This is a genomic window from Rhodococcus sp. C3V (assembly GCF_029269915.1).
Classification (GTDB): Bacteria; Actinomycetota; Actinomycetes; order Mycobacteriales; family Mycobacteriaceae; genus Rhodococcus_F; species Rhodococcus_F qingshengii.
This window is the reverse complement of record NZ_JARJBE010000003.1, coordinates 375,090-387,634: the sequence shown is the minus strand read 5'-3', so window position 1 is coordinate 387,634 and position 12,545 is coordinate 375,090. Positions and strand designations below refer to the sequence as shown.

Sequence of the window (12,545 nt, the reverse complement as noted above, 5' to 3'; positions counted from 1 at the left end):
CTCACAGGGCCGGAGGCCCTACGCCCCGTACACCGGCGTCGGAATCTCCGCCTTCTCCAACAGCGTTGCCACGACGGGCCCGATCTCCTTCGGGTCCCAGCGATCTCCCTTGTCCTCGCTCGGGCCGTGACGCCAGCCCTCCGCGACGGTGATCTTTCCGCCCTCTACCTCGAACACCCGGCCCGTGACGTCCTTGGACTCGGCGCTACCGAGCCAGACGACCAGCGGCGAGATGTTCTCGGGAGCCATGGCGTCGAAGCCCTCTTCCGGAGCTGCCATCGCTTCTGCCATCGCCCCGCCCGCGCCGACAGTCATGCGTGTGCGCGCAGCAGGCGCGATCGCGTTGACACTGACTCCGTAATTCTTGAGCTCGGCGGCGGCCTGGATGGTCATCTCGGCGATGCCGGCCTTGGCCGCGGCGTAGTTGCCCTGGCCGATCGAACCCTGCAGTCCTGCACCCGAACTGGTGTTGATGATGCGTGCGTCGACGGTCTTGCCTGCCTTGGCCTCGGCGCGCCAGTAGGCAGCTGCGTGACGGAGCGGCGCGAAGTGCCCCTTGAGGTGCACGCGGATCACCGCATCCCACTCGCCCTCGCTCATACCGACCAGCATGCGGTCCCGCAGGAAGCCTGCGTTGTTCACGAGTACGTCCAGGCCACCGAAGGTGTCGATCGCGGTCTTGATCAGATTCTCGGCGCCCGCCCAGTCGGCGACGTCGTCTCCGTTGACCACTGCTTGGCCACCGGCGGCGATGATCTCCGCGACAACCTGCTCGGCCGGACTCTCACCGGTCGCGGAACCGTCGGCACCCGCACCGATGTCGTTGACGACGACCTTGGCGCCCTCGGCAGCAAATGCCAATGCATGCGCACGTCCGATACCGCGGCCAGCCCCGGTGATGATGACTACGCGTCCGTCGACCAATCCACTCATATTTGTCTCCTAATGCACTCTGCTCGGGCTTGTCGGCTCCGCTTGTGTGCTAACTTACCAAGCAATCGCTTGGTTTGGTACACAGACGTAAGGAATCCCGATATGGGCATCAGCACCTCCTCCGACGGAACCGGCATCACCACGGTCACCATCGACTACGCGCCGGTCAATGCAATCCCGTCCAAGGGATGGTTCGAGCTTGCCGACGCCATCCTCGACGCGGGCAAGGATCTCAACACTCACGTAGTGATCCTGCGAGCCGAGGGACGCGGATTCAACGCCGGCGTCGACATCAAGGAGATGCAGGCCACCGAGGGATTCGACGCGCTGGTCGCCGCCAACCGCGGTTGCGCCGCGGCCTTCGCGGCCGTCTACGACTGTGCTGTACCCGTCGTCGTGGCCGTCAACGGATTCTGTGTCGGCGGCGGCATCGGACTCGTCGGCAACGCGGACGTGATCGTCGCTTCCGACGACGCGATCTTCTCCCTCCCCGAGGTCGACCGCGGCGCACTCGGCGCTGCCACACACCTCTCGAGGCTGGTGCCACAGCACATGATGCGCACGCTCTACTACACCGCACAGAGCGTCGACGCGCACACACTCAAGCAGTTCGGCAGCGTCTACGACGTGGTCCCGCGCGAGAAGCTCGACGAGTGCGCTCGCGAGATCGCCGCGAAGATCGCCGCCAAGGACACCCGCATCATCCGGTGCGCCAAGGAAGCCATCAACGGCATCGACCCGGTGGACGTCAAGGGCAGCTACCGCCTCGAGCAGGGCTACACCTTCGAACTCAACCTCCTCGGCGTGTCCGACGAACACCGCGACGAGTTCGTCGCCACCGGCAAGCCGCGCGAGAACGCAACCCAGAAGGAAGGCTGAGACAAACATGGCTAGCAAGCGTGACAAGACGAAGTCGCTCGACGAGGTAGTCGGCGAACTCCGCAGCGGAATGACGATCGGCTTGGGCGGCTGGGGATCTCGCCGCAAGCCGATGGCCTTCGTGCGTGCGATTCTGCGTTCGGACATCAAGGACCTGACCGTGGTCACCTACGGCGGACCGGATCTCGGACTGCTGTGCTCGGCCGGCAAGGTCAAGAAGGCGTACTACGGTTTCGTGTCCCTCGACTCCGCGCCGTTCTACGACCCGTGGTTTGCCAAGGCACGCACCGCCGGTGAGATCGAAGTCCGCGAGATGGACGAGGGCATGGTCAAGTGTGGCCTCGAAGCAGCTGCCGCTCGCCTTCCCTTCCTCCCGATCCGCGCCGGCCTGGGTTCGGATGTCCGGAACTTCTGGGGCGACGAACTCAAGACCGTCACCTCCCCGTACCCCGAGGCCGACGGCCGCTCCGAGACCTTGATCGCGATGCCTGCGCTCAACCTCGATGCGTCGTTCGTTCATCTCAATCTCGGTGACAAGCACGGCAACGCCGCGTACAACGGCGTCGACCCGTACTTCGACGACCTGTACTGCATGGCGGCCGAAAAGCGTTACGTCTCCGTCGAACGCATCGTCGAGACCGAGGAACTGGTCAAATCCGTTCCACTGCAGAACCTTCTGCTCAACCGCATGATGGTCGACGCCGTCGTCGAGGCACCCAATGGTGCGCACTTCACGTTGGCCGGCGAAAGCTACGGCCGCGACGAGAAGTTCCAGCGTCACTACGCCGAGTCCGCCAAGACCCCCGAGTCGTGGCAGGCGTTCGTCGACACCTTCCTCTCCGGCAGCGAAGAGGACTACCAAGCCGCAGTAAAGAAGTTTGCCGATTCATCAAAGGCAGGGGAGCAGGCAAAATGAGCGAATCCACCGTCACCCGCGCAGAGTACGTTGTTCTCGCTTGCGCTGAAATCTTCTCCGGTGCAGGCGAAATCATGGCCAGCCCGATGTCGACGTCGTCCACCATCGGCGCTCGCCTGGCTCGACTCACCACCGAGCCCGACCTGCTGATCACCGATGGTGAAGCCCTCATTCTCGAGGACACTCCGGCCGTCGGAACGAAGGGCCCCGTCGAAGGATGGATGCCGTTCCGCAAGGTGTTCGACGTCGTCGCTTCCGGCCGCCGTCACGTAGTCATGGGCGCCAATCAGCTCGATCGCCACGGCAACCAGAACCTCTCCGCCTTCGGCCCGCTTCAGCAGCCGACGCGTCAGATGTTCGGTGTGCGCGGCGCCCCGGGTAACACCATCAACCACGCGACGAGCTACTTCGTCCCCAAGCACTCCAAGCGAGTGTTCGTCGACAAGGTCGACGTGGTGTGCGGTGTCGGCTACGACCAGATCGATCCCGAGAATCCGGCTTACAAGTACCTGAACATCCCCCGCGTCGTCACCAACCTCGGTGTCTTCGACTTCGGCGGACCAGGAAACACCTTCCGCGCGTTGAGCCTTCACCCCGGCGTCACCGCCGAAGAGGTAGCCGAGAACACCTCGTTCGAGGTTGCCGGACTCGCCGAGGCCGGTATCACCCGTGACCCCACCGCCGAAGAACTTCACCTCATCCGCGAAACCCTCGATCCGCGCAACCTCCGGGACCGTGAGGTCTCGGCATGACCCCCACCCTGAAGACCGCGCTGACCGAACTGGTCGGTGTCGAGTACCCGATCGTGCAGACGGGTATGGGCTGGGTTTCCGGTCCCGCTCTCACGTCGGCAACGGCTAACGCCGGTGGTCTCGGCATCCTGGCTTCGGCCACGATGACGTACGACGAGCTCGAGCACGCGATCAAGAAGACGAAGCAGCTCACGGACAAGCCGTTCGGCGTCAACATGCGTGCCGACGCCACTGACGCCCCGCAACGCGCGGATCTGCTGATCCGTGAAGGCGTCAAGGTCGCGTCGTTTGCGTTGGCTCCCAAGAAGGAACTGATCGCCAAGCTCAAGGACCACGGCATCGTCGTCGTGCCCTCGATCGGTGCCGCGAAGCACGCGGTCAAGGTTGCATCCTGGGGCGCGGACGCCGTCATCGTCCAAGGCGGCGAAGGTGGTGGCCATACCGGCGGTGTGGCCACGACATTGCTTCTCCCCTCGGTTCTCGACGCGGTCGATATTCCGGTCATCGCCGGTGGCGGATTCTTCGACGGCCGCGGGCTGGCTGCCGCACTGGCGTACGGCGCTGCCGGTGTCGCGATGGGAACGCGATTCCTTCTCACCAGCGACTCTTCGGTGCCCGATTCCGTCAAACAGGAGTATCTCAAGCGCGGACTGACGGATACGACTGTCTCCCGCAAGGTCGATGGCATGCCTCATCGTGTGCTCAACACCGACCTGGTCAACAGCCTCGAAGGTTCCAGCTATGCAACCGGTTTGATCGCCGCGGCCAAGAATGCCACGAAGTTCAAGGCCATGACGGGCATGAAGTGGTCGACCCTCGCCAAGGACGGTCTCGCGATGAAGCGGTCGGGTGACCGCACGCTGATGCAGATCATCATGGCAGCCAACACCCCGATGTTGCTCAAGGCCGGACTGGTCGAGGGCAATACGGAAGCCGGTGTTCTTGCTTCGGGTCAGGTTGTCGGCATGATCAACGATCTGCCCAGCTGCAAGGAACTGATCGAAAGCATCATGGAAGGTGCCGCGGGGCGTATCGACGCGCTTGCGGCTCTTCGCTGACACAGCTCTATCCGAGTGCGTCTCCCCCACTGCGCTTTACGCGTAGTGGGGGGAGGCGCACTCTTTGCGTTTGTCGGACTATCCCGTCTTCTCCTGCTCGAACCCGTCGATCATTCCGAAATACTGCGAGATCGCTGCTGCCGCCATCTGTACGGGAGCGGCGTTCCGCTTGTCTATCGTGCCGCGAATCAAGGGCCCACAAATCGAGAGACCTACTGGCATGTGGTCGAGCACCCCGATTCGCGCACCGATACAGCCCATCCCGGAATTGCAGATTCCGAACGCAACTGAGTGTTGGCGAACGCCATTGGCGTTGTGCGACGATGCCACCGATCTGTTGCCGGCGCTCAACAGTGACTTCCCGATGGTCGACGCTTGCGCTGGGATACGTGAGCCGACGCGAGTCTGAAGGTCGGGTACCATCAGGCTCCCGATCTTCTGGATGTAGCGCACATGGTTTCCTTCCAACACCCCGAGGTGCACGGCGTGTCCAGTCACGAAATGTAATTGCTGAAGTAGGGGCGTAACCACTCGATCCACTTTGTTTCGATACAGCGAGAGCGCGCCCAGATCTCCTAGCTTGTCGCCTATCTCGTACTCGAGTCCTTCGCGGCGTAGCCAGTTCATCCTCACGAGTTTCAGTAGCATCCGGTGCACGGACGATCGCGGAATCCCGGTTCGGCGCGCCACCTCCCCCAATGTCAGCCGAGGCGCGTCACGAAAGCAGTCCACCACCACCGACAGTCTGTCGAGAGTTGACATGGGGATGGACTCTTCGGTGATCGGTCCGACCAACATCGATGTCTCCGTTCCGGTGGCCCGCCGCTTCGGCAGCCAACATTCGTTCCGCCCATCTGAGCTTCCGTGGACACACGACGCCAGTACGTTTCCCACGCAGCGGGAGATGCATCTGCATGGGCTCTCACCAGCACCTATACCGATGATCGGTCATGTTCGTTGAGCCCGAATCCATCCCTCGTCACAGTGATGACCGGAGCCCATCAGATCATGCGGCGCCGAGCAGAACGCTTCAAAATCAGGAGGACACATGAATGCTTCATCCCCGTCGACAGGCGTGATCATCACCGGCGGCGCATCCGGAATCGGATTGGCCTCCGCCCGCGCGCTCGCGGCGATCCGACGACCAGTCGCTCTCTGGGATATCGACGAGGCAAAAGCGGTCGATCAGGCAGCAGTGATCTCCTCCGAATTCGGCATCGACGCCATCGGAGTGGGAATCGATCTCACGAGAGCGGACGACTACGCGGCCGCATTGGCCACAACCCGTTCCTCACTTCCCTCCATCGGCGGACTTGTTCACTCCGCCGGGGTCGTCGATATCGGATCCCTCGAAGGAGTGACGCTCGACGTGTGGGAGACGGGTATCAACACCCATCTACGTCCGCTCATCCTGTTGGTTCAACAGTTGATGCCTGATTTCACGGCCAATCCCGGTTCGGCAATAGTCGGAATCGCTTCGATCAACGCAACTTTGGGCAATGCAATCAACCCTGTCTACTCCGCTGCAAAGGGTGGGATGTTGTCGATGGTCCGATCGCTGGCGGACCGACTGGGCCCGGACGGCATTCGGATCAACTGCGTCTCTCCCGGACAGATTCTGACCCCTCTGCTTCAGCCGACCGTAGACGCATTGGGTGACGGGGCATTCGAACGACGCATCCTCCTCGGCAGGCTCGGTCGCCCGGAGGAAATCGCACACGCTGTCCGCTTCCTGCTGTCCGACGAAGCAAGTTACATCACCGCAACGGAATTGGTTGTCGACGGCGGCAACATCTCGTCGCAACGTATGTGACTTGCCCAGAGATTCACACCCCTTCGACTGTCGTACAACGTCGCTCGGTCCAGCCCACCGGGTGCACTCACGAAAGGAAGAACATGACAATTGCGGATGTCAATGAATCGGAAGAGGTTCGCATCATCGACCAGGGAGAACCTCCCACTCGATTTGCCCGCGGATGGCACTGCCTCGGCCTCGCCAAGGACTACAGCGACGGGAACCCGCATTCCGTCGAAGCTTTCGGTACCAAACTGGTCGTCTTCTCCGACTCGCATGGCGAACTGAAGATCCTCGACGCGTACTGCCGTCACATGGGCGGCGACCTGAGTCAGGGCACGGTCAAGGGCGATTCGATCGCGTGCCCCTTCCACGACTGGAGGTGGGGAGGCAACGGTAAGTGCACCGCGATTCCCTATGCTCGACGTGTCCCCCCGCTTGCCAAGACCCGCGCTTGGACTGCGCTCGAACAAGACGGGCTGCTCTTCGTCTGGCACGACCCCGAAGGCAATCCGCCTCTTGCCGAAGTCGCTATACCGATCATCAAGTCTGCGGAGCACGAGTGGACCGATTGGGTCTGGAAGTCGATAGTCATCGATACGAACTGCCGAGAAATCGTCGACAACGTCGTTGACATGGCGCACTTCTTCTACGTGCACTTCTCGTTCCCCACCTATTTCAAGAACGTCTTCGAAGGACACGTCGCCATCCAGGAGCAGAGCGGCATCAACCGCGACGACATCGTGACCTGGACCGACCCCGACGTACCGAAGTTGGTGTCGAATCTTTCGACAGCGGCCTACCACGGACCGTCGTTCATGATCGACGACTTGCGCTACGTCTACGAGAACTTCACGACCGATTCGGTGCTGATCAACTGCCACTACCCGGTGAGCCCGAACAAATTCGTACTCATGTACGGCATTACCGTCCAGAAGTCCGCAGAGATGCCCGCCGAGTTCGCCGATCAACTTGTCGACGCGATGATCGGATACATCGGTGTCGGGTTCGAGCAGGACATCGAGATCTGGAAGAACAAGACCCGTATCGACAATCCACTGCTCTGCACCGAGGACGGCCCGGTCTACCAACTACGCCGTTGGTACGAACAGTTCTACGTGGACGTCGCCGACATCACCCCGGACATGGTCGACCGTTTCGAATTCGAGATGGACACAAGCAAACCCATCGAAGTGTGGAAGCAGGAAGTCGCTGACAACATCGCACGCAGGGCCGCCGCAGGAGTAGGGCAATGACCATGGAACCGCTGGACTGCGAGCGGTGCGGAACATACGTCCTCGTGGAGAAGAACAGCTGGCATCACACGTCGACCCAGTGGCGATCAGATTCGCGTACCGCGTGTTTGGAGTACCGCGCGGACCCTGGGACGCCGAGAGTTCGATCCGCAAGTTGTTCCGCATTGAGAGATTCCATCAGCAGGGCCGCAATCGACGGGCGGATAACCGTTCCCGAATGACAATCTCCCTCGCGGCCTTGAAGGCTCACCTCATGGCGGCGGCCAACTGCTGAGACAACGTGCCTTTGTTCTCCACCTCGATGGTGTCGCAGCCCTGCCAATGCGCAGTTCTCCGAAGGAGTTCCGCCAACCGCGGCGCAGTGTCGGCGTCCGCGGTGGGTTCGGCCCACGCCGCGCGGACAAGCAGTCGACGGTTCTGACGGTCGTTCTTCAGATCGACTCGGGCACAGATCTTGTCGTCGATCAAGACCGGAAGCACGTAGTATCCGTGAACTCGCTTGTGCGCCGGAGTGTAGATCTCGATCCGGTAGTGAAAGTCGAAGAGCCGCAACGCTCGATCGCGTGCCCACACTACCGGGTCGAAGGGTGACAACAACGCTTCCGCACGGATGGACCTGGGACGCTTCGCTCGCGGATCGATCCACACCTCCCTTGCCTTGCCTCGACGCTCCCAGCCGTCGACGGACACCCGGCGCACACTGCCGGCATCTTCGAGTTCCTGCAATGCCGTTCGTGCTTCTGCGCTGGGCAGACGAAAGTAGTCGGCGATGTCGTCGAGGGTGCCGAGACCGTGTGCCTTCACACCCCGCAGCACCAGTTCGCGTATCGCCTCCGACCGCTCGACGTGTGCGTCGAGTATCTCGGGTGCAAGCATCTGCTCGGCCAGGCCGTAACGACGCTCGAAACCGGCGCGCCCCGCCGAGACCACCTCGCCCCAACGGAACAGCGTCTCCAGCCCGACCTTCACGTCGGACCACCCCCACCACGGACCGCGCCGTGTGTTCGCCTCGTGTTCGATCTCGCTCGCCGCCATCGGACCGTTGTCGCGCAACTCCTGCCGCAACCAATCGAGGAAGACACTCCGATCGGAAGCCCACCCGTCCTTGTCACTCAACGCTTTGGCGCGAAACTGGTCCATCCGCCAACGGAACAACGGCCACATGTCCACCGGCAAGAACGTTGCTTCGTGGCCCCAGTATTCGAGGTATCCCGAACCGGGGGCGAAGGCAAGCTGATCGAGTCTGGATTTGTCGTATGCGCCCAATCGCGCATAAACGGGTAGGTAGTGACTGCGTTCGAAGACATTGACCGAGTCGATCTGCAGCACCTGCAGCCGGTCCATCACGCCGACCAGATTGCGACGCGTCACCGTCGTGGGATGCGATTTGCCGAATCCCTGAGCGGCAAGCGCTATGCGACGGGCAACTGCCAGTGACACGACTTCGCTCATAGTGGGCCAGACTACGCACACTCACCGACACGCTTCAGGCGGCCGAAGCCCGACGGCCGAACAGTACTGCCGACATGAACACCTGCAACATGGCCGCGTTCTCTGCGGCAGCGTCGAACTTCATCATGCGGCCGACATCCGGGACCAGGTTGAGCGCAGCGTGAACTACGAACTTCGCCTCTACTGCCGACAGCTCAGGACGAATCTCGCCGAGCACTCGCGCCCATTCGACCACGTAAAGCTTCTGGCGATTCTTCAGATCGCTTCGATGACTCGGCAGAAGGTTGTTCATCTCGGAGAAGTAGACCGACATCAATTCGTGCTGTGCAAACGACAACTCCACGTACATCGCCGACAGTGACCGGAGCACTTGTTCGTGCGAAGTCGCGGAGTCGAAGACCGCTGCCGTCGCCAAGTCCAAGCGATCTGCAGCTCGATAGAACACGGCGCCGAGAAGCTCTGCCTTGCTGGGAAAGTAGCGGTACATACCGGACGCGTTCAAGCCGGCGGCCGCGGCGATCTCTTCGATGCTGACGTCGTGATACCCGCGAGAGTCGAAGAGGCGCACGGCTTCCTGCAAGAGACGTTCACGTTTGTTCGTGGTCACGGTTCGAGGTAACGAGGACTGCTCCAAGCGGCTAGCGGTGATTGCACCCTCACCTTGATCTATCGCCAGACACGCGTCGAGCAGAACCTTCTCCATCGCTCGCTGGGGCAGCAACAGGTTATGGACGGTGATACTGCCGATGACGCTGAACATCGCTGCCACGACAAGGGTCTCGTCCCTCGCCGTCATCGCGGGTTCGGAGCGCGAAAGATACCGGGCTACTCGGCGATTGACCGTACTGGCTTGCGCTCGAACGGATTTCCGATCATCGGTGTCGAGAAACCGGCTCTCCCAACGATAGATTCCGGCCGTACGCCGATTGCGGATCGTCGTTCGTATCACTGCAATCAGATCTTCGCGCAACCGCTGCGCATCGGTTGCCGCAGGCGCAACCGAAACGGCATCGAGGGCACTGGCGAGCGCTCCGGTCAACTCCAGTGCCGCGTGGCGGAACATCGCGTATTTGTTCGGAAAGTGCCGATAGAGCGCCGAACCCGAAATACCGACCGCCGACGCGATGTCGTCGACACTGACAGCAGGATATCCGCGCTCACTGAACGCGATTGCCGCTGCAGCCGCGATCTGCGCCTTGCGGTCCTTCGGTCGCCTCTTGACGGAGTCGGACCTCGGCTGCCGAACAATCCCATTCGACGTCTGCGCGTCGACGAACTGATCGTTCAGGCTCACCGTGTACCCCACTCTCCAGCCCTCACGCACAAAGCACTTCGATCCGCCTGCTCATCAGACGAGAATCAGCATAAGCATGATTCTGAAAACTCGTACACCGATTTCAGCACATCGCGCGTCTAGAGTTTCATACATGCAGGTAACGCTGACTTTGATCAGAACACACCACTCGCCCTTCGCCACCTCCCCCGTTGCTTCCACCGAGAATCTTCGTTAACAAAACCTTGCCTGTGGCCACCAGCAGTGGGTAGGGTCACCGCTCGAAGCATCCAGCCCGCATCCACGAAGCAATCCGACTGACAGATTCGGAATATTCGTAAACATACACAGGATGTCGATATGAACAGTTCCGATATCTCCACGTCAATGAAGGAAACTCGGTCAACAGGGCTGACAGTTCGACGAGAATTTCGGTTCACATAATGCTTGCTTGGACACATATATGTGTGAGATGCTTCACAGGCAGTTCGCTCGACCGCCAGCGCTCGAACAGTTCGAACTCCGTGCCGAACACTGTTGATCTGCAAAGGAATTCAATTAGATGACGTACGAGCTGCCAGCCGCGAAGGGCCCGGTGCGAGACGTAGCGTTACAGGGGGGCTATCTGATCGGATTCTCGGTTCAGGCACTCTTCGGCCTGTTCACGGCAATCCTGCGCAGACGACTCTCATTGCACGAGACGGTTACTCAGACCCTGTTCATCGGTCGCGTCAGCACCGGCCCGTCGCTGCTTCTCATGATTCCGATCGGTGTATTCATCGCCGTCTCGGTCGGTGAACTGGCCGGCCGGATCGGAGCCGGTGGATATTCCGGAGCTGTCGTAGCTTTCATCATCGTCGGTCAGGCCGCGGCGCTGGTGTGCGCGTTGATGATGGCCGGTGTCGCAGGATCGGCGATCTGCACGGATTTGGGTTCACGAAAGATCCGGGAAGAGATCGACGCGATGGAAGTGATGGGCATCGACGTGATCGAGCGCCTCGTCGCACCGAGATTGGTTGCGGCAGTGATCGTCTCCCTTGCACTGTGTTCGATGGTCACCTTCGGCGGTGTGATCGCGTGCTACCTGTACCACATCTACGTCCAGCATCTTCCGGCCGGAACGTTCATGGCAACGTTCAGTCAGTACGGGCGATCTTCCGACTTCGTCATGGCTTTGGTGAAGGCTGCGGTCTTCGGCATCGCTTCGACTTTGGTCGCCACCTTCAAAGGTCTACATGCAAAAGGTGGCCCACGCGGCGTTGCCGACGCAGTCAACGAAGCCGTGGTCATCGCGTTCGCGCTCGTCTTCATCGTGAACACAGTGTTGTCCGCGCTCTACACCGTAATCGTCCCGGCAGTCGGTGAATTCTGATGTCGCTCGTCGATCTCCGTGTTCGAGCACGTCAAGCGAGCAGACCCCTGCGAACCGCGGGCGACGGCCTCGTCTCCCTCGGTCAACACGTCACTTTTTACGTCCGCACTATCGCATCGATCCCCTTTGCGCTCACCAAGTACCGCAAGCATGTACTCGGTCAGATCAGCGAGGTCAGCTTCGGCACGAACTCCTTGTTGTCCGGCGGCGGCACCATCGGGATCGTCTTCGCGATGTCGCTGGCCGCGGCGATGATGTTGGGCGTCGAGACCCACCGGGGCCTCGAGCTTGTCGGGATGACCTCGCTCTCCGGCATGCTGTCCGCGGTTGCCAACACCCGTGAACTGGCCCCTGTTGTCGTCGCGATCGCGTTGGCCGCCAAGGTCGGAACGGGTTTCACCGCCCAGATCGGGGCCATGCGTATCTCCGACGAAATCGACGCGCTGGACTCGATGGCGATCCGATCGATCCCCTTCCTCGCGGGTACCCGGGTGATCGCTGCCATGATCTGTGTCATCCCGATCTACATGATCGGACTCCTGGCCAGTTACCTCTCGACCCGACTGGTCGTCGTGTTCTTCAACGGCGCATCGGCAGGTACTTACGACTACTTCTTCCATCTGGCGATCTCTCCGCAGGATCTCCTGTACTCGGGTCTCAAGGCCGTGGTGTTCGCCGCTGTTGTCGCGCTGGTTCACTGCGCGTACGGCTACTATGCCTCCGGTGGTCCGGCCGGCGTCGGGCAAGCGGCCGGGCGCGCGCTCCGGACTGCGATCCTCGCGATCGGAATCCTCGACGTACTGATGACTTTCGCGCTGTGGGGCCTCGTGCCCCAGATCCCGGGAATGGGGGTCTGAGC

General features: G+C 61.2%; 12 protein-coding genes. 8 read left to right on the top strand and 4 right to left on the bottom strand.

Annotation, left to right across the window (positions count from 1 at the left end):
* Positions 1 to 18 precede the first annotated feature (18 nt).
* A complete protein-coding gene (locus P3G66_RS10765; protein ID WP_003945561.1) occupies positions 19 to 933 on the bottom strand; it encodes an SDR family oxidoreductase in 915 nt (304 codons plus the stop codon).
* Positions 934 to 1,035: 102 nt separating this feature from the next.
* Here P3G66_RS10765 and echA20 point away from each other — a divergent pair, with 102 nt between their 5' ends.
* From echA20 to P3G66_RS10745, 4 genes are read left to right on the top strand one after another with little or no spacing between them, the layout of a single operon-like run.
* Positions 1,036 to 1,812 carry a (7aS)-7a-methyl-1,5-dioxo-2,3,5,6,7,7a-hexahydro-1H-indene-carboxyl-CoA hydrolase gene (echA20, locus tag P3G66_RS10760; protein WP_003945611.1) on the top strand — a complete coding sequence of 259 codons (777 nt, stop codon included), beginning with the start codon at positions 1,036 to 1,038 and terminating at the stop codon, positions 1,810 to 1,812.
* A 7-nt stretch (positions 1,813 to 1,819) separates the two neighbouring features.
* On the top strand, positions 1,820 to 2,728 hold the full coding sequence (gene ipdA / locus P3G66_RS10755; protein ID WP_003945662.1) for a cholesterol ring-cleaving hydrolase subunit IpdA: 909 nt from the start codon (positions 1,820 to 1,822) through the stop codon (positions 2,726 to 2,728).
* Positions 2,725 to 3,480, top strand: coding sequence for a CoA-transferase (locus P3G66_RS10750; RefSeq protein WP_003945796.1), 756 nt, complete (start codon positions 2,725 to 2,727; stop codon positions 3,478 to 3,480). Before ipdA ends, P3G66_RS10750 begins: the two co-directional genes overlap by 4 nt.
* Entirely contained in the window at positions 3,477 to 4,538 is a 1,062-nt protein-coding gene (locus P3G66_RS10745) for a nitronate monooxygenase (protein ID WP_007734249.1), read from the top strand. Before P3G66_RS10750 ends, P3G66_RS10745 begins: the two co-directional genes overlap by 4 nt.
* A gap of 78 nt (positions 4,539 to 4,616) precedes the next feature.
* Here the strand turns inward: P3G66_RS10745 and P3G66_RS10740 are convergent, their stop codons facing one another.
* Positions 4,617 to 5,336: a helix-turn-helix domain-containing protein gene (locus P3G66_RS10740; RefSeq protein ID WP_007734248.1), complete on the bottom strand. Its 720-nt coding sequence runs from the start codon at positions 5,334 to 5,336 to the stop codon at positions 4,617 to 4,619.
* Between the two features lie 250 nt (positions 5,337 to 5,586).
* On the opposite strand from P3G66_RS10740, the gene P3G66_RS10735 reads away from it, so the two are divergent.
* Both P3G66_RS10735 and P3G66_RS10730 read left to right on the top strand, forming a co-directional pair.
* Positions 5,587 to 6,351, top strand: coding sequence for an SDR family oxidoreductase (locus tag P3G66_RS10735; protein ID WP_007734247.1), 765 nt, complete (start codon positions 5,587 to 5,589; stop codon positions 6,349 to 6,351).
* 83 nt (positions 6,352 to 6,434) lie between these two features.
* On the top strand, positions 6,435 to 7,589 hold the full coding sequence (locus tag P3G66_RS10730; RefSeq protein ID WP_007734246.1) for a Rieske 2Fe-2S domain-containing protein: 1,155 nt from the start codon (positions 6,435 to 6,437) through the stop codon (positions 7,587 to 7,589).
* Between the two features lie 246 nt (positions 7,590 to 7,835).
* Here P3G66_RS10730 and P3G66_RS10725 read toward each other — a convergent pair whose 3' ends face one another.
* Complete coding sequence (locus P3G66_RS10725) at positions 7,836 to 9,041, bottom strand: crosslink repair DNA glycosylase YcaQ family protein (RefSeq protein WP_161120939.1); 1,206 nt, start codon at positions 9,039 to 9,041, stop codon at positions 7,836 to 7,838.
* A 34-nt stretch (positions 9,042 to 9,075) separates the two neighbouring features.
* Positions 9,076 to 10,335 carry a TetR/AcrR family transcriptional regulator gene (locus P3G66_RS10720; RefSeq protein WP_007734242.1) on the bottom strand — a complete coding sequence of 420 codons (1,260 nt, stop codon included), beginning with the start codon at positions 10,333 to 10,335 and terminating at the stop codon, positions 9,076 to 9,078.
* 541 nt (positions 10,336 to 10,876) lie between these two features.
* On the opposite strand from P3G66_RS10720, the gene P3G66_RS10715 reads away from it, so the two are divergent.
* Both P3G66_RS10715 and P3G66_RS10710 read left to right on the top strand, forming a co-directional pair.
* Positions 10,877 to 11,686 (top strand): ABC transporter permease, encoded by an 810-nt coding sequence (locus P3G66_RS10715; protein ID WP_003945485.1) that lies wholly within the window; start codon positions 10,877 to 10,879, stop codon positions 11,684 to 11,686.
* On the top strand, positions 11,686 to 12,543 hold the full coding sequence (locus P3G66_RS10710) for an ABC transporter permease (protein WP_003945491.1): 858 nt from the start codon (positions 11,686 to 11,688) through the stop codon (positions 12,541 to 12,543). The genes P3G66_RS10715 and P3G66_RS10710 overlap by 1 nt, the downstream gene beginning before the upstream one ends.
* Positions 12,544 to 12,545 lie beyond the last annotated feature (2 nt).